Genomic DNA, 19,186 nt, shown 5'->3' with positions numbered 1-19,186 from the left:
TAACATTTTATTCAATACCGGAACATAGACTTTTTACTCAAATGATAGCGCTACCCTTATGGAATTATGGTAAAATTAAAGATCAGAGGAAGAACAGTGAGCCGGAGGGGTTGTGACATATGAGAATGATTTTGGTAGATGATGAATACCTCGCTCTGAACAGGTTGAACAAACTTTTGCTAGAGAGAGACGATTGCGAAGTTATCGGTTCTTTTTTGACGGCAGAAGAAGCCATGGATCAAATCGAGCGTCATCAGCCGGAAGTCGTCTTCATGGACATTCACATGCCAGGGATGAACGGGATAGAGGCGACTGAACGCATTCATGAGGTTTCCCCTGGAACAGAGATTATTTTTGCGACAGCAAATAACGAACATGCACTAACGGCCTATGGGCTTGAGGTGTTGGACTATATCATGAAGCCCGTAACGCGGGATCGTCTGGACAAAACGATGAAGATGTATCAACGCCGAACCATTCCAGCAAGTCTGAACTCGGTGGAAGAGCCGTCCATGTTGATCCGGTGTATGGGAATGCTGCAGGTACAACTGCATCCGAACGAAGCGCCGATGCATTTGAAGTTCAGAACGACCAAAATCAGAGAGCTATTCGCCTATTTGCTTCACCATCGGAACAAACCGATCAAGCGGGATTCACTGCTTGAACTGTTGTGGCCAGAGCTGGATGAGAAGAGAGGCATTTCAAATCTTCATAGCGGTATACATCGCTTGCGTAGCATGATGAATGAATTCATGGGCGAGGACAAGATATCTATTCGCTACCAACAGTTTGGTTATATACTGGAAACAGGAGAATTCAGGATTGACGCGGAAGAATGGGAAAGTCGTCTTAATCGATTGTCTCTATTATCCTCGTCTACAATGGCTGAGCATCGACAGACCTCAGATCAATATGAAGGCAAATATTATGGTGAGGATGATTACGCATGGGCTGAACTGGAGCGCCAGCGCTTGCATGCACTATGGCGTAACCACGCCATGCAGCTCGCACAATATTACATTGGACTGGGACAGAATACGGAAGCTCTTACGCTATATCACCGGGTACAGCAATTCGAGCCATCATTGGAGGAAGTCGGTCTATCGTTAATGAAAACGTATGATCGATTAGGTAATAAAGATCCCGTGATCGCTCAATATAATCAGTTGGTTACTGCGTTAGAACAAGAGGCGGGCATACGTCCTGGCTTGGAAGTCGAGTTGTGGTACCACGAGTGGAAGAAATCGAATATTTGATTGGAGTTGGACAGCCTTGCAGCCTCACTTGCGAGGCTGTTTTTTTTGGTTCGAGACCTCATTGGGTTTGGTAAGAGTTTGGTAAGAGACAGGGTGGTAGAATGAACGGTGATGTATATCGGAATAACACAATCTAATAAACCAGCTGTCCCAAATGGGAATATGAGAAAAATGGTTTATATGTGAAATCAAATAGAACGAAAGGTGTGAAAAGAGTTGAAGGACGTTAAGAAAACGCAAGGCAGCAAAATGATGCGTGGATGGTCAAAGGCACTTTCCCTCCTGATGGTTGCAAGTATTCTACCATTACCCGGCATAACACCAACGAAGCAAGCACATGCAGATGCAGGTCCGATTTCTACGAATATCACTGTTACGGAGGCGGTTTATCCCGGTGGTGTAAGCGACGGACTCATTTCGTGGGTTGATGTTGAAAAGAGTATGAATCTGGCAGCTGACGGTAGCCAAATCACTTCTTTAACCGATCTGGTCGATCTGGACACGAATGTCGAAGATGATAATGTATGGAGTACCGTGAATCCTAACACACTGGTTAAAGGTGCTGTTAACTTTAATAGTGGAATTTTGATTAATAGTAACAAAGGTTACTATATCAGGGCTCCATTTCATACAACCGATGTTGCCCGTGAAGTGTTTTCCCTACAAGGACCTTCTGCTGAATCAGACATCAGTGGATTTCCATGGAACTTGGGTGGGCAAGGAAGTAAGGATATATTAAGTGCAAGTATGATAAAAACTTCATTTGGCAGTAAATCAGCAAGTGATGAATTAAATTATACAAATACCGGAACCTATCAATTAGGAAAAGCAGATATTTTCAATGTATTGCGAACAGAAAATTATTTTGTAATGTATCTAAATAATAATAAATTATTAGACAAAAATCTTTCTGCTGGAACGACAAGTTTCAATAATGCGACAAGTGCTACGGGTTACTATTTCGGAGCTGGTCACAACAGTCGGTTTAGTGGTCTAGTGTCGGAGACAATACTCTATAATCGCAATTTACAAGATGTTGAGAGAAATAAAGTGTACAGCTATTTGGGGTTAAAATACGGAATCACTTTAGCAGACAACTATGTAGCCAGTGATTGGGACGGAGTAAACGGTACTGTTTTCTGGAATTCGGCCAGTCAAGCAGATTACAGTAATCGTATCACGGGAATTGGCCGTGATGATTTAGGAGCCCAGTACCAGAAGCAATCCAAGTCACAAGCGGTTGGTTCCAATGTGACGATTGCACTTGGAGATACGATCCATAAGGCTAATACCGACAATACGAGCAATATGGATGATAAATCTTTCTTTATGTTCGCGGACAAGAGTGCGAAAGATGAAGTGTCTTATGCAAGTGCACCCATCATGAGAGATGGTGTCCATATGAAGGTGATGGATCGTTCTTATAAAGTGGACAAAACAAACTGGAGCGATCAGGATATCACGCTTCAAGTGGATGATGCTCAAGGCTTAAAACCAAGCCATATCATTCTTAGCCAAGATGACTCTTTTGACAACAATGATTCCTTTTATCCGGTAACGGATGGAAAGGTTACATTAAACAGTTCTAATTTTGCGGACGGCTCTTACTTCACGTTTGCAGCTGCTTACCCGGAACCCAAAGATGCTCATTTGCTAGCATCGCAGGTAAATGACGATGGAACTTTGAATCTTACCTTCAACCGTGATATAAAATTGGATGATTTGAAGGGTTTCACCGTCACGGTCGGAAATAACGTGTATGATAATCTAAGTCAATTTACGTTTAATGGATCTACGATTTCCATCCCTCTAGCAGAACCTCAGCTTAAATCGGGAGAAGAAATTACAGTTAATTATGATGGCAGCGGCACGTTGAGGGACGCGATGACCGGACTTCCGGTCGAAGCATTTGATGATGCTATTCATGCAGTCAATACAATTCAATTAGCGAAAAAAGTGAAAGAAGCCTTAGCTATATCGAATGGTGATTACACGACTGACTCATGGAATGCATTGCAAACCAAAGTCCAAGAGGCACAGGCACTTTTGAGCAATCCTTTGGTAACACAGACTCAGGTAAATGACCTGTTAAGTGAATTGGATCGCGCAATCGGTGGATTGGTCAAGAATCAACCGAAAGCGGACAGAGGCAGCTTCATCGAGGGCGAAAGCACGATATCCATTCATTTTGATAAAGATATCGAAGTCGTTTCTGGAGTAGATCTAAGTGGTGCATTTACGGTTACGATCGATGGGCAAACCGTAGAGGTAGTCGGAGCCGTTATTGATGGATCGGACCCTACCAAATTGATTTTGACCTTGCCCGAATCGGTTAAATTATCAAGTGATGAGACGATTAACGTAGCTTACAATGGGACTTCTGGCTATCTAAAAGGCGAGGGAGCAGAAGGGACATTGGTTCATGATTTCCAATTCGATTTGGAAGACCCATTCGCAGGTGAGCTGAAGATTACTGAACCAGCAGAGAGTACTTCAGATAAGAAGCCAGCCATTTCGGGTACTGTCCATACGGATACAGATGAACTGAGCGTAACGTTGAAAGATGCAGATGGAAATGTGGTTGATGTTGCAGGAAGTTTGATCTGGAACGCTGGCGACCCGAACTGGTCCTATAATCTGGAAGGAGATCTGGCACCAGGTACTTACACCGTTGAGGTAACAGCAGTGGATGGCGGACGTTCCGTTACGGAAAAGAGAACCTTTACCATTGTAAAAGAGGCACTGACGCAACTCAATCTGACAGATTCATATGGGAGAAACATCGCCCTGAACCAGGCATTTGATCCAAACCAATTCAATTACACGGCAACGGTAACGAATGATGTATACAGCCTTCGTATTCATCCGATTGCTCCTGATTCGGCAGACAAAATTGAGATTTTGGTGGATGGTAAGCTCCAGGAAGTGGAGAGCGGAGGCAGCAGTGAAGATATTGCGCTGAACGTAGGTGCAAACACCATTGTTGTTAGAGTTACAGATGCGAATGGACTGCAGACGGATTACACTGTAGTGGTTACTCGAGCCTCAAATAATGATGGGAACAACAACGGTGGAGGCAACAATGGCGGCGGTGGCAATTCAGGAAGCACTCCAGCACCTGCGCCAGTACCAACGCCAACTCCGACACCACCGAAGGATAATTTGGAAACAACCCGGGATGGCAGTTATCAGCCGTTCGCGACTTCCAAGTCATCTGATGATAAGCAAACGTTGGTTCAAGTTGATCCAGCCAAGCTGAACGTTGCCATGTCACAAGGCACAGGGCAACAGTTCGCGATTCATTCGCCGAATGAAGGTGATATGAAGGTGGATGGATTAACGTTGGAAACACTGAAACAATTGACAGATCAAGGTTCCAAACTGAACATCAGCAATCCGCTGGCGATCTATCCGGTACCTGGCAGCAAAATGGACCTGAACGGTGTGTCCAAGCAGCTTGGCAACGTTGCAATGAAAGATATTGCTGTACGTGTCGACATTGCACGTTCTTCGGATGCTTTGATCAGTAGCGCGAAAAACAAGGCGGCAACCGAGGGGTATGAGCTTCTGGTGAATCCGGTGGATCTGGACCTCACCTTCACAAAAGATGGACAAACGGTTAGATCCAGGCAACTGAACGGATACGCGCCGAAATATATTGCACTTCCGGAAGGGATCGATCCGAACCGGATTACAACAGGCGTCATCGTCAATCCGGACGGCAGCATATTCCATGTGCCGACGGTAGTGACGAAAATCAATAGTCGTTACTACGCACTCATCAATGACTTGCGCAGCAGCGGAAGCTACTCGGTCATCTGGAATCCGCAGGATTTTGAAGATGCCAGAACTCATTGGGGTAAAACCGATGTGAATAACATCGCTGCCCGATTGGATTTGAAAGGAAACGGAGATAATACCTTCTCACCGAATCGTCAGGTTACCCGCTCTGAATTTGCCGAGATTGTGGTGCTTGGTCTGGGCTTAATGCGTCAGGATGGACCACAAAATAAGTTCCCTGACATTAACGACTCCGCATGGTTCCGCTCTGCGGTAGCCCTTGCGAATGAATTCGGTATCGTACGCGGTTATAATGACGGTAACTTCTACGGCAATCAGGAAATCACCCGTGAACAGGGTTTTGCGATGATTGCTCGTGCATATCGTCTGATTGAGCCGGAAGCGGCAGTGAGTCCAGAACAGATCACTTCTGAACTGGAACGTTACAGTGATGCGGCTGATGTATCGACTTGGGCAAAAGAAGATGTGGCCCAGTTGATTGCAGCCGGGATCATTCAGGGGAATGGACCAGAGGTTCTCAGTCCGAAAGCATCCATGACGCGTGCTGAAGTCACAGCATTGATCGCAAGAATGCTGAAAGTAACCAACTTGATCGATAAGTAAACCGATCTATAATGAAAAGCCTTTGCTGATATTTGGGGTCAGCAAAGGTTTTTTGCTGTTCTGCAGCCCAGAGGCACACATGATCAAGTTGGTTAAAGTTCATACCCTAGTGGCATCGGACGACTTGGTTAGAGTTTGGTAAGAGGCTTTGTGTAGAATTAAAACGATATGTGTCAATACACGAGGCTAACACAAAAATATCAACGGGGAGGATGAATATATCGGTTTTGTACAGGAAGAAGTGAAAAATAAGATCTAAGATGTCAATTGTTTCCTTTTTTAAACAGATTGGAAGAATCATTTGGCTAACCCAGTGTAACTTTCGAGAATCCAGCAATTGTGAACCACTATAATAGCTCAGTTTGTTTCGCAGGAAATTTCACAGTCAGTGAGCAGTCAAAAAATAAGATGGGTAAGTAGGAGGAAAACTATGTACACAGCAGGAACCCGGAAGAAGCCATGGCAAAGACTTTTCATACTGGTTCTTTCCTTTATTCTGTCGATTGGAACGTTGCCAATGAGTTTGGCTCACGCAAAAGAGGTTAACGATACTCCTGTTGGTCCAGGCGGAGTTAGTACCCCTGCACTATGGCTACGACCAGAGGGGGCAATCGGAGTTGCCAGCGGCGAAAAGGTGAGTATCTGGGAAGATCAAAGCAGTAAAAAAAATAACGCAATACAAGATGTGATCGATAATCAACCGACGTATTGGGATGATAAGAATCATAATATTAATTTCAATCCGGTATTGGAATATAACGGAACGAGTAGTTTTATGAATCTGGATGTAAGTAAGCTTCCTCAAGGGAAGAACCCCAGATCGATCATTACGGTTAGCAAAACCAATAGAACTGGAGACATCAGGTATATCATTTCTTGGGGGATCCAATCCGGTGGTTATACTGGTATAGGGATGCTTCAAAATGGTACAAGGGGCGGCTTGACGACATTTAACAGTGACAGGAACCAGACATTATACACTTCTGACGGGTTTCTAGGAACGACGTTCACGAACGAGCAATTTGTTACTTGGACAGGCGGGAACAATGGAACTAACAAAGCTAGATTGTACAGTAAAATGAAGCAGGTGCAGGAACTGGGTGGGTACGGACAGGATAATCCTAAGTCATGGGATACCGGCAACTCTGACGGAGCTGTAGTCGGTAAGCTTATTCCGGCTGCTACGGGCATTGAACATTGGCAGGGTACGATTGAAGAAATTATCGTATATGATCATGCTCTTACGGACGAAGAACGACAAAAAGTCAGCTCATATTTGGCGATCAAATACGGCTATACGATGGATCAGACGACAGCAAATTCATATGTCGATTCAAACATGGCTACGATCTGGGATTCACACGTGAACGCAGTCTATACCCATCGCATTACAAGCATCGGTCGAGATGATAAAAGTGGCTTGATGCAGAAACAAGCCAAAGCTCAGGAACAGGGATCGATATTGACGATTGCATTGGGCAACAGTGTTCAGGATACGAATTCTGCAAATAAAAATGATTTATTAAACAATTCTTCTTTCTTTATGTTCGGGGACAATGGAGCGAATGCCGAATTCAAAACTCCGATTACTAAAGATGAAGAAAAACTGCTTCTGATGGAGCGGATCTACAAAGTACAGAAAACAAATTGGAATGAAACACAGATTACACTTCAAGTAGACAAAACGGGAGGCACCACAGGGTTGCCTCGATATGTTGTGATCAGCAATGATGAGCAATTTGATGCTCAAGACTCATTCCATTTAATTGAGAACGGTCAAGTAACCATTAATACCTCAAATTTTGGTTCAAATTCGTACTTTACCATTGCAGCTGCTGCCACTCCCTTGACGGCACCAGACGTCAAACTGACCGGTGATGAGTTAAAATGGGAAGCAGTTGAGCATGCGGATAAATATGAAGTAACGATCGAACTGGAAGACGGCACGACGCGGACGGTGGAGGTGACCGGAACGGTACTTAACCTGTCAGAATTGGAACCGTCGCTGGAAGCTGGCACCTACACGGTGACAGTAAAAGCGAAGACAAACAATCCAGCATATGCAGATTCAGAAGCGTCAAATCCGAAACATTATGTTGTTGTTGACAAAACGAAGTTGAAAGCCAAAGCCGATGAGATCAACGGTAAGATTGAAACAGGCGAACTGAACAAAGAGGAGTACACGCCAGAAACTTGGCAAACGCTGCAAGAGGCATTAGAAGTTGCTCAATCGGTGTTCAACGACGAAAATTCAACACAAACAGCAGTTGAGGACGCGTTGAAAGCATTAAATGATGCCTATGAAAAGCTGGAAAAGGTATCAACTGCTCCGGTTGTTGACAAAACGAAGTTGAAAGCCAAAGCCGATGAGATCAACGGTAAGATCGAAACAGGCGAACTGAACCAAGAGGAGTACACGCCAGAAACTTGGCAAACGCTGCAAGAGGCATTGGAAGTTGCTCAATCGGTGTTCAACGACGAGAATGCAACCCAAGCTCAGGTAGAAAAGGCGCTTCTGGATCTGACTAACGCTAGGACAGGACTTACCAAAGTGATTGGTACAGACACATCTACGCTGCAAACGCTGATCCCTTCCGCTGGGAGCCTGTCCCCGGCCTTTGATCCGGGAAAAGATACCTATACAATCTCTGTGCCTAATAGCGTATATCAAATCCAGTTAACGCCAACGGCACTGGATCCACATGCTAAGATTGAAATTTCCGTTGCAAACGGCGCTTGGCAGGAAGTCGAAAGTGGTAATGCAAGTGGTAACTTGCCACTCCAAGTAGGGGAGAACACAATTGTCGTTAAGGTAACGGATTCGCTCGGCCATGTAACTGAGTACAGAATCAATGCGTATAGAGCATCCAGCGACAATGGTAACAACGGTGGAGGCGGTGTCAATACTGGGGGCAATGGAGGCAGTACACCAGCACCTGCGCCAGTACCAACGCCAACTCCGACACCACCGAAGGATAATTTGGAAACAACCCGGGATGGCAGTTATCAGCCGTTCGCGATTCATTCGCCGAATGAAGGTGATATGAAAGTAGATGGATTAACGTTGGAAACACTGAAACAATTGACGGATCAAGGTTCCAAACTGAACATCAGTAATCCGCTGGCGATCTATCCGGTACCTGGCGGCAAAATGGACCTGAACGGTGTGTCCAAGCAGCTTGGCAACGTTGCAATGAAAGATATTGCTGTACGTGTCGACATTGCACGTTCTTCGGATGCTTTGATCAGTAGCACCAAAAACAAGGCTGCAACCGAGGGGTATGAGCTTCTGGTGAATCCGGTGGATCTGGACCTCACCTTCACGAAAGATGGACAAACGGTTAGATCCGGGCAACTGAACGGATACGCGCCGAAATATATTGCACTTCCGGAAGGTATTGATCCGAACCGGATTACAACAGGCGTCATCGTCAATCCGGACGGCAGCATATTCCATGTGCCGACAGTTGTGAAAAAGATCGATAGTCGTTACTATGCACTCATCAATGACTTGCGTAGCAGTGGAAGCTACTCGGTCATTTGGAATCCGCAGGATTTTGAAGATGCCAGAACTCATTGGGGTAAAACCGATGTGAATAACATCGCTGCCCGATTGGATTTGAAAGGGAACGGAGATAATACCTTCTCACCGAATCGTCAGGTTACCCGCTCTGAATTTGCCGAGATTGTGGTGCTTGGGCTGGGCTTAATGCGTCAGGATGGACCACAAAATAAGTTCCCTGACATCAACGACTCCGCATGGTTCCGCTCTGCGGTAGCCCTTGCGAATGAATTCGGTATCGTACGCGGTTATAATGACGGTAACTTCTACGGCAATCAGGAAATCACCCGTGAACAGGGCTTTGCGATGATTGCTCGTGCATATCGTCTGATTGAACCGGAAGCGGCAGTGAGTCCAGAACAGATCACTTCTGAACTGGAACGTTACAGTGACGCGGCTGATGTATCGATTTGGGCAAAAGAAGATGTGGCTCAGTTGATTGCAGCCGGGATCATCCAGGGGAATGGACCAGAGGTTCTGAGTCCTAAGACCACGATGACACGTGCTGAGGTTACGGCATTGATCGCAAGAATGCTGAAAGTAACCAACTTGATCGATAAGTAAACCGATCTATAATGAAAAGCCTTTGCTGATATTTGGGGTCAGCAAAGGCTTTTCGATTTTTCCTTTTTCGAATAAAATGTGGTTGCTACAGACAAAACCTTCCTGCTTGCTCATAAGAACTCTATAACATTTGAATATTTCCTGATATCAATAGCGTTCTTTCTCATGATCCTCTGAATAAAGATGGCATCTGTGAAGATTTTATTGATGATGATGCCGCACCATTCGGGCGTGTCTCTGAATTCATTCACCAATGCATGAATCTCATTAAAGTTAAAATACAGGATATATGAAACATAGTTTTGAAGAAGCATCGGTACACAAGTGCAATTTGAGCAAGCCAAGGAAAAGTATTACTCTAACCTAAGTGCATATCGAAAACAGCAGTTTGATGAAGCAATAGCAAGATTCAAAGCGGACAGGAACAGTCCGATTGGGATTGGAGAAGATTGGGCTTATCTGACGGTGTTAACGATGAGTGGAGATTAATTTTTTAAATCGTTCGCTTCCTTCAACACTTTAGCACCGCCTGCGGCCATAAATTGCTGCACAAACTCGTCAAATTCACTCAGCGGCCGTTCCCCTGTAATGAAGGCAATGTAGGCTTTATTTTTCAGCCTGATTAAAGCTTGTCCGTACTTGGCCAGGGAAGGTGTAGCCACCTCAAGCGCATTATAGATACCATTTTGATCCAGTTTAAGCGTGGAAGCCCACTTCTCCCGTTCTCCGGTCTGTTTCGATGGAACAGTCATGCCGATATTCGCACCGATTCCATTCTGATAACCGAACATCGTATCGTACGGGGGCAGAATGACGATGTCCCGGAGAAGGGTCTCCGTCCAGGTCCAATGCTTTCCTTTTGCACCAAAAGTCATCGTTGCTGCCTGGTCTGGGTCAGGGTTAGCGCTGACATAGTCCAAGATGCGGAGGATCATCTCCAGCTTGCCGGGTTCCTTGACGGCATCGGCACCAATCGCGGTGAAACTCATGAGCATGTCGTATCCTTTGGAACCGCGTTGCCCATGAGGTCCGGTGAACGGTTTGCCGAATACCACCCGGGCATCGGGGGTTTTGGCGGTCAGTTCTTTTACGTTAAAAGTGGATGGTGCCGGGGTCTTCACGATCTGCCTGCCCAGATCATACCGCCAGTCCTGATAGTCGCCGCTCTGAATCCAGTGATAATAATTGCCCATTGAGGTCATGCCAATTCTGCTGCTAATAAAGGCATGAGACAAGTGTTTATACCCGCCTTTATTCTCCCCGGTCACGAATTCCGGATCAATGACACCATCGTGGTACCACTTGCGCAAATATTGCAGTGCCTCTTTCATCTCGGGCTCCAGCGCCCCAATAACCTTCTTTCCGTCCTTCGTGTCAAAGTAGAGCTGATCTGCAAAAACGATCTGTCCAAAGGCTCCGAATACAACGTTCATGCCTTCACTGGATAGACCATAGGTGTCCTGGATACCGTTTCCGTCTGGGTCATCATAGGTAAAGGCATAGATCATCTTCTCGAAATCAGCCAGCGTTTGTGGCACGGACAAGCCCAGCTTTTCCAGCCAATCCTGCCGGTATACGACAGGCGTACGGTAGATGTTGGTTGGATTAATGACTGGGATGCCATAATACTTGCCGTCAATCATCCCGGCATGCTCATAACTGGGCGCCTGTTCGCGAATGATGCGCATCAGGTTCGGGGCGTACGTGTTCAGCTTTTCTACCGGAATCTCAGCCAGTACACCCTGCTGCTGGTACTTCAGCAGGTCCTGTGGCTGGCGAATCCGGAACAGATCGGGGATGGTGCCTTGGGCCAGCCTCATGTCGAGAAGGGCTTCATATCTGTTGTTTTCAAGGTTCCATACATCCAGATCCACATTAAATTGATCTTCCACGTATTTCAGCATCTCTGCATCCTCTGGTACAGGCAGATTCTGATGCATGGTCCACGAAATGTGATAAGGTGCCTTCTCCAATTTGGAATGAGCCGAATCGACTCTTTGCTGTTCCGCTGTAGCCTTCTGCCCCAGGGGCAGAAGGCTACAGCCGCCAAGAATACTGGTTAGACCAACCAGAAACAATACGGTGAGGAGTGCTGTAACATGTTGCCGTCCTTTCCTATTCATCCGCTAACCCTCCCTCCTTACGTTAAAAATCTGCTTCCGCCATTGCCGCCGAAGAGATAGTACGCAAATAATGGCCCGGCGTGCAGCCGTACATATCCTTGAACCGTTTAATAAAATAGGCTGTTGTTCCGTAGCCGACGGAGCTTGCGATTCGTTCAATAGTCATGTTGTTGCTTTCGATCAGTTCCTTGGCCCGTTCCATCCGCCGGGAGGTAATGTAATCGGTATAGGTAGCACCTATTTCTTCTTTAAAAAGCTTGCTCAAATATTTGGGGCTAATGAACACCTTGGTTGCTACGGCCTCCAGTGAGAGGTCTTCGGACAGATGCTCCTCAATATATTGCTTCGCCAGCCCAATGGTAGAAACAGCCCGATCACTGTTTCGCTTCTCCGTTTCAGAGATGAATATTGTGATCGATTCCACCAACCAGTCTCGAAAAGCGAGAATATTGCCCATGCTGACGAACTCTTGGTACAGATCTGGTTGGCCATGCTGAAGTGGATGCTTGTAACGAACGTTCTTCACCACGTCCGAGTACACGAATACGGCATTAGCCAGCATGAAGTGGCAGTAGTTTGCTGGATATAACCCTTCACGCATCGTAGCAATGAACTGATTAAGGGCAGCAATCGCCTCTCCTAGCTGCTTGGCATGCAGCTTGTCCCTGAACTTGGTGAGCATTGTTTGCGGAATTTCCTCCAGATTATGCTCACGCAGGAGGATGTTGTGATCCTTCAGAATGGCGAGTTCAGGTATAAAATATGCGTATTTCATCAATGTCTGCGCTTCGCTGAAGCTTTTGTGTACATCGGTCAACTCTTGCACCCAGGAGCCTGAAGATAGCTGGATTTCCCGTTGGAACTGCTGTCTTGTTTCACATAACAGGAGATGGGATAGCTCGTCGAGGAGCGCTTCTGAAGCTGTGTTAGTACACAAAATGACCACGAGTTTCTTGTCGGGCAGTTCCTCGGAGAGAAGACAGCTGTCCGGCAGAGACAGGGACTCTAGGCCATGAATCAATCGGGATGCGACCGCTGACGGATTTTCCGAATGAAATCCCCAATGGGCTCCACCGGTGTTCAGCAGCAGACAGCAATACGCATGGTATTGCTGTCCTGAGATGCCCAGAGCAGGTCCTTCCTCTGCCCATTGCTCTCGTGTATAACTGCCATGCAGCAGGCTGAAAATTGCTTTTTGCCGGATCGCCGGGCTATTCGCCTGCAATGTCTCCTTCAGGCTATTCACCTTGTCATTTAACTGCATAAACGCACTATCGATCAGTCGGTATTCATTCGTAATATGCTTCGGTTCCGCGCCAGACAAGTCTTTAACCCGACTGACAAGACGTTTAATCGGGCTGTAGTTGGCACGGACTAGTATCGCTGATAAGGTAAGACCGATGAATAGGGCAATGAGACAGATGACAAGGATGAGCTGCTGTACCATGGTCGCTTGCTCATAGTAGAAGCTGGAAGGTGTAGCACTGTAGATCATCCAGCCTGTTGAAGGCAGGGTCTGATAGGAGACCACGTACGATACATCATTCACTTGTTCATCAAAGCTGCCCTTCGTATCTGAGGAATTCAGTATCTTCATCATGCTGGACTCATATTTTCTCGGCTGCACCGACATATCCTCATAGGCATCGCTTATGTTATTTCCTGCTTGGTTTACCACAAATGTATCTTTATATTGTGAAGGCATCATATTCTCTATAATTTGGCTGATTGCGCTTTCTTTCACGTCAATTGCAATGATGACATCACTGGTCTCGCCCGTAGAGTGAAAAGGATAGCTGTGTGCATACGTGAATAGATCATTGCTGGTATCAGCCGGAATGCTGGAGAAAATGTCCTTTGGAATATGACGGGAAGGCGTCCAGAGGCTGCTATCCTTGCTTGTCCTCATCTCCTGCAGCCAGTCCGTATAATAGGCGGCACTTTCGCCCTGATCCGCGTTGTAGCGCAGGCCGTATAGCGAAGATAACATGATATTCTGTTCAGGATAATAGAGATGGATGGCCTGAACGATGTCAGTATTGCCCGCTACTTTGGCCTTGAGAAGCTCCTGAAGATCAACGACTTGATCCAACCCGCCACGATTGGACGTGTCGGCGAACATGCTTATGTTTGCAGATTTGTCGAGGGAAAGGTCTACATACATCTGCTGTACACGTTGCAATACGGTTCCTTCAATCGTGCGTGCTGTATTTTCAAGAATCAACTGATTCTTGTTCTGTAATTCTTCATTATAACTGCGCGAGAAATAGATATAGAAGAATGAGCATATGAGCAGTACAATGACGACTACGATGGAACCATATGAAATCGCCAGACCCGCCCATGCAGAGTTCCATTTTTTCATCAGGCATTCCTCCCGGCAAAGAGTATACACTACCTGATTCCACCAAAGTTCATGATTTATATTAATTTCATGTTAAATATTTAAAATAAGTGATATTGCTCCGAAATTGATACAAAGACGAAATTGTTTTATTGCTGGTGGAACGGATCAAATGCTACATTGAGACCGATTCAAGACCAACCTCAAAACGATGGGAGTCGAAATGATTTGAAAACGAAAGCAATCAAAAGCAACAAGAAGAGAGTGTTCGCCGCAGCTATGGGTCTGGTGCTTCTATCAAATTCTTTCGTAGCGAGTAATGTGCTTGCAGCTTCGGATGAACCTACCATTCCGTTACCACAGCAGCCAGCATGGGGGTATTTTGTAGAAACCTATAGGGATAATGTCCCTGCCAACATGACCGTTGAGACCAATCCGGCAATCGGGACCCTTTCCAAGTTTCTGGATCTGTGGACACCTGGCGCTTCCTGGAATGACGGTGTGAAGCTTAAAGAGCAAGTCTTGGACTATAACATTGATTACGTAGCGAAAATTGCTGAAACCCGTACTCAACAGGACGAGGATGAAGCCTACTATACGGATAGAACAAACCAAACTTATGGAGCGGTTGCCGGATTGGGCTCGCTGGCTGATGTATATCGGACCAAATCAGGCACATTCACTTCTATTAAAGATATCCCGGCAGATGCCACGACGACCAAGTATTCGGATGAAAATGGATCTAACAAAGCAGGCGACTCCGATTCTGAACTTGGCAAAATGGTTGATTTGATCGGAAAAGTGCGGGGAGACTTTGCTTCGACACAACAAGCTAAAAAGTTCTACCAATATATGCGTCCATTCCGCTGGAAGGATGAATCCATAATTGTTCCTACGCTTAGAGCTGTAAAAAGCAGTAACCCAGAAACAGATGGTGGCTTCCCGAGCGGGCATACTAACGCCTCCTACCTAGCTGCCCTTGCACTGGCTTATTCTGTTCCTGAACGATTCCAGGAGCTCATGACTCGTGCTTCTGAAATGGGTGACGATCGGATCGTAGCCGGAATGCATTCCCCACTTGATGTTATGGGAGGCCGGGTACTCGCAACAGCACTGGCAGCGGCGGCTTTGAATGATCCAGAGAACCAGGGGTTAAAGCAAGACGCTTATAATCAGGCACATGACGTGCTTTTGAAACAAACGGGTTCTTCCGAAGATCGGTTTACCAACTATGAGAAAAATAAGGAAGAGTATACTCAGCGTCTGACGTATGGTTTTCCGCAGATCGGTTCAACTACTGAGCCTGTAGCTGTACCTAAGGGAGCAGAGGTGCTGCTCGAAACGAGACAGCCTTACCTGAGCGATCAACAACGTCGCGCTGTACTGGCAACAACGGGGATTGAATCTGGCTATCCGGTACTGGATGATCCGGAAGGCTGGGGACGTCTCAATCTCTTTGCTGCGGCAGATGGATACGGCGCATTCAGCAACGACGTAACGATAACAATGGATGCCGGCAAGGGTGGATTCCATACCCTGGACGCTTGGCGAAACAACATCTCAGGTGAAGGCAAGTTGACAAAGGAAGGCAGCGGTACGCTGAAGCTGCAAGGCAACAACACGTATTCCGGTGGCACTGAAGTGAACGGAGGCACATTGGAAGGAGATACAGCTTCTGCTTTTGGTGCCGGTAATGTAGCCAACAACAGTGGTACGGTTACGGAGAGCGTATATGGAAAGTGGAACATCGAAGGTGATTTCACACAGGCGACGGCAGGTATCTTGGAGCTTAACCTTGCCACAGCTACTGATGTGCTTGATGTAAAAGGTACAGTAAAAGCAGCCGGAGCGCTACACGTGAACTTCGGTAACAGTTATGCGCCGGTTCCGGGTGTTATTACGCTTGTAAGCCATGGTGCTAACCAACAAAGCGGCAAGTTCTCCGCTGTTGAAGTAAAAGGTCTGGCAAGCAAATACAGCACACAAGTTGTGTATGAGAGCAACCGAATTGCATTAGCCATTACGGATACAACAAGTCCGGGAACTTCTCCGGGCACCAATCCAGGTACTACGCCGGGCACAGGTGGCGGCTCCACAACTACACCAGCACCGACAACACCATCAACGGGTACAGAGAACAACCCAGGTACGGTTACAGCACCACCTACTACACAACCAACCGTCCCACCTGCAACACAGCCTAATCCGTTCAAACCAGGTGTAGTTAGCCAGGAGAATGTTCTGAAGACCGTTAGTGAAGCCATTGCTGCAACAAAGAACCAGCAGCTGATGCTAGGGGATATCTCTGGACACTGGGCTGATAAAAACATTAATACGGCCCTGAAGCTGCGCGTCGTTAACGGATACGAGAACGGTACATTCCGACCTAATGCACCTGTTACGCGAGCAGAATTCACGGCTATGATCGCCCGGGCATTCGGCCTTGGAGAAAGTACGGCATCGAACAGCTTCAAGGATTCAAGTTCAAACTGGGCTGCCGGATATATCAGCGCTTTGGCTGATAAGGGTGTAATCAGCGGATATGCAGATGGAACCTTCAAGCCGAATGCGACGATCTCCCGTGCGGAGATGGTAGCCATCATTGCTCGTGTACTTGATCTGAACGCTATCGCAACGAGCGCGCCAACCAGCTTCAATGATGTGGATCGTGGGAGCTGGGCTGTAGAAGTGATTGAACAGGCATCCTCAGCGAACCTGATACAAGGTTCATCTGCCTCTGAGTTCTCGCCTAACGGTAAGTCAACTCGTGCAGAAGCCGTGACCATCATCATCCGTGCGCTGGAGAGCGACAGCTCAATCAAGGCACTTATCGAAGGCTTGTAAATAAAATTCATCATCATTTGATGGCCGAGGCGGTTCGTATATACGAGCCGTCTTGGCTTTTGTGATGAGGCGAATTTACGCACCTTCATGTGAGTATCTTAATGTTGTAGAATATGGATATAAATTGCGAATTTGATAAGAATGGAGGACGATGGGGAAATGGAGCGGTTGAAGAATAGTGGATTTTATAAATTGAAATATCTGATTACACCTGATGGATGAGTTTCATAACGTCTTTAAGCTCTCCGAACTTAAAGAGGCTGAGTTTATTTCGTCCAACCATGCTCAGACCAGGTATACGAAGCTTACAATAGGTTTTATCATTATTTTGTGGCTGCTGAGAAAATGGAAGATTACTTCCCGCATTTTGTATATTCGATCGCACTTGCGCTTGATCAGGAAAAGTCGGGATTTTTCGTAAAAAACGAAGGGATTAGCTTCCCGTATCTTGGACAGTGGGCTGAGGAAGATCTACCGTGCTTCACAATATCGCTTCCTAAAGGTATCCAAGTCCATGCGGAGGATGAGAAGGGGGCATACTATACATACGAAGATATTCGAGACCATCAGCCGTTAACGTATGTATTTCATTCTGAAATAGCGAGCGAGATTAGAAAAATGACCAAACTGTTGCGGTTTTCCGTACAGGCTTCAGACATGTTGCACACACAAAAGCCGTCTGTGCGCATTAGCAAGAACGAAGCCACGGATATGAAGAAATCCTGGATTTTCAATAAGTACAAGCTTGTAATGGATTCGAAATAGATTGCCGCTGCACAGCCCCTGGGAACCTGAGGAGTTGGATTCAGGATATCTTGCAAGACATACATAAGAATCTTCCCCCGCTGGAGAAGCTGTTCCGTATAGTGGTATAATTTTCAATACGTAATAATGAGTGAATGAACGGGGAGGCAAGCTGAATGAGAGACGATCTGTTGGTACAACTGGAAGAGTGGCATGAAGAAGACGAGTATCAAAATATTGTGGATGCCGTACTGGAGGTTCCCGTAGACAAAAGGGATTATGAGTTGATTAGCCATCTGGGCAGAGCATTGAATAATATGGAGCGTTATCAGGAGGCAGTAGAGCAGTTCCTGACGGTTGAAGAAGAGGGGCAGAATGACCCGCTTTGGCATTACCGCATTGGTCTAGCGTATTATTATTTGGAGCAATATGAGAATGCGCGTGAAGCTTTTGAAGCGGCGGACCGACTGGAGCCGGGAGATGAGGATACACAGGAGTTCCTGGAGTGGATTCGAAATAAAACAGAAGAGGAATTCACACAGGAACCCGTAGAGGACAAGCTCGTGGACCCAATCCAATCTGTTACTGGAATCTCCATCGAGGCTGCACCGGGTATCCATCCGGAATTGACGAACTTTTGGAATGACAGCCCAGCATATGTGGATCAATATGTGTTGTCCCCGCCTACTGATGAGCAGATTTCCTCAGTGGAAGAGCAATTGGTATTCAAGCTGCCGACATTCTATGTCGATATGATGAAACTGCATAATGGCGGTGTTCCCCACTATCGTTATTTTCCGGTTAGTCAGGCGGAGAACGGCGGGAAGATCCATATTGAGATTTCGAATATCTTGGGTGTTGGACGAGAGAAGGCACACTCATTGGGTGGAGAAGCGGGCAGCAGGGCGATAATCGAGCAAGGGGGTTACCCCGAAATTGGTGTCGTTCTGTGTGAATGCCCTTCCGGGTCTGAGGTCGTGATGCTGGATTATCGTGAATCCGGTAATGCCGGTGAGCCCGAGGTTGTTCATGTGAATAAAGCAGAAGGCTACAAGATCACTTGGCTTGCACCCGATGTTGCCACCTTTATTCAAGGTCTCGTGAATGAGGAAAATCAGCCTGCAAATCTTGAGAGTTCTCTGTAAAGTAGGTTAGAGCTTCCGGTTATACAAATTGTTTACGAAGCTGCACCCCGTAACAAAGGGTGCAGCTTTTTTATATAACGATTTTCATTGCAATAGTATGTAATATAATGGTATTGTTTTGGTGATATTACCAGTTGGTCGAATGTAGATTGTTACTATACGTGAGGTGGTGGTATAAGAGGACGATAGGAAAGAATATT

The 19,186-nt window shown here is 46.3% G+C and carries 9 protein-coding genes; 7 read left to right on the top strand and 2 right to left on the bottom strand.

The features are described 5' to 3' along the window. The first annotated feature begins 119 nt into the window (after positions 1–119). The 4 genes from ACR32F_RS31845 to ACR32F_RS31830 all read left to right on the top strand — a co-directional run bounded on the left by ACR32F_RS31845 (position 120) and on the right by ACR32F_RS31830 (position 10,275). Positions 120–1,256, top strand: coding sequence for a response regulator (locus ACR32F_RS31845; RefSeq protein ID WP_440114782.1), 1,137 nt, complete (start codon positions 120–122; stop codon positions 1,254–1,256). A gap of 216 nt (positions 1,257–1,472) precedes the next feature. Next, on the top strand, positions 1,473–5,660 hold the full coding sequence (locus tag ACR32F_RS31840; protein ID WP_440114779.1) for an S-layer homology domain-containing protein: 4,188 nt from the start codon (positions 1,473–1,475) through the stop codon (positions 5,658–5,660). 430 nt (positions 5,661–6,090) lie between these two features. Continuing rightward, entirely contained in the window at positions 6,091–9,786 is a 3,696-nt protein-coding gene (locus ACR32F_RS31835; protein WP_440114776.1) for an S-layer homology domain-containing protein, read from the top strand. A gap of 324 nt (positions 9,787–10,110) precedes the next feature. Beyond that, positions 10,111–10,275, top strand: a complete 165-nt coding sequence (locus ACR32F_RS31830) for a hypothetical protein (protein WP_440114773.1) — start codon at positions 10,111–10,113, stop codon at positions 10,273–10,275. On the opposite strand, the gene ACR32F_RS31825 is transcribed toward ACR32F_RS31830, so the two are convergent. Next, on the bottom strand, positions 10,272–11,909 hold the full coding sequence (locus tag ACR32F_RS31825; protein ID WP_440114771.1) for an extracellular solute-binding protein: 1,638 nt from the start codon (positions 11,907–11,909) through the stop codon (positions 10,272–10,274). The genes ACR32F_RS31830 and ACR32F_RS31825 overlap by 4 nt on opposite strands. A gap of 22 nt (positions 11,910–11,931) precedes the next feature. After that, a complete protein-coding gene (locus ACR32F_RS31820) occupies positions 11,932–14,274 on the bottom strand; it encodes an AraC family transcriptional regulator (RefSeq protein WP_440114768.1) in 2,343 nt (780 codons plus the stop codon). A 207-nt stretch (positions 14,275–14,481) separates the two neighbouring features. Between ACR32F_RS31820 and ACR32F_RS31815 the strand changes: the two genes are divergently transcribed. The 3 genes from ACR32F_RS31815 to ACR32F_RS31805 all read left to right on the top strand — a co-directional run bounded on the left by ACR32F_RS31815 (position 14,482) and on the right by ACR32F_RS31805 (position 18,986). Beyond that, positions 14,482–17,097 (top strand): S-layer homology domain-containing protein, encoded by a 2,616-nt coding sequence (locus ACR32F_RS31815; protein ID WP_440114766.1) that lies wholly within the window; start codon positions 14,482–14,484, stop codon positions 17,095–17,097. A gap of 330 nt (positions 17,098–17,427) precedes the next feature. After that, positions 17,428–17,862, top strand: coding sequence for a hypothetical protein (locus ACR32F_RS31810; protein WP_440114763.1), 435 nt, complete (start codon positions 17,428–17,430; stop codon positions 17,860–17,862). A gap of 155 nt (positions 17,863–18,017) precedes the next feature. Then, the gene (locus ACR32F_RS31805; protein ID WP_440114760.1) at positions 18,018–18,986 is read left to right on the top strand and encodes an SMI1/KNR4 family protein; all 969 of its coding nucleotides are present in this window, start codon (positions 18,018–18,020) and stop codon (positions 18,984–18,986) included. Positions 18,987–19,186: the final 200 nt, after the last annotated feature.

This window comes from Paenibacillus hebaui, assembly GCF_051934385.1.
GTDB lineage: Bacteria > Bacillota > Bacilli > Paenibacillales > Paenibacillaceae > Paenibacillus.
This window is presented reverse-complemented; position numbering and strand designations above follow the sequence as displayed.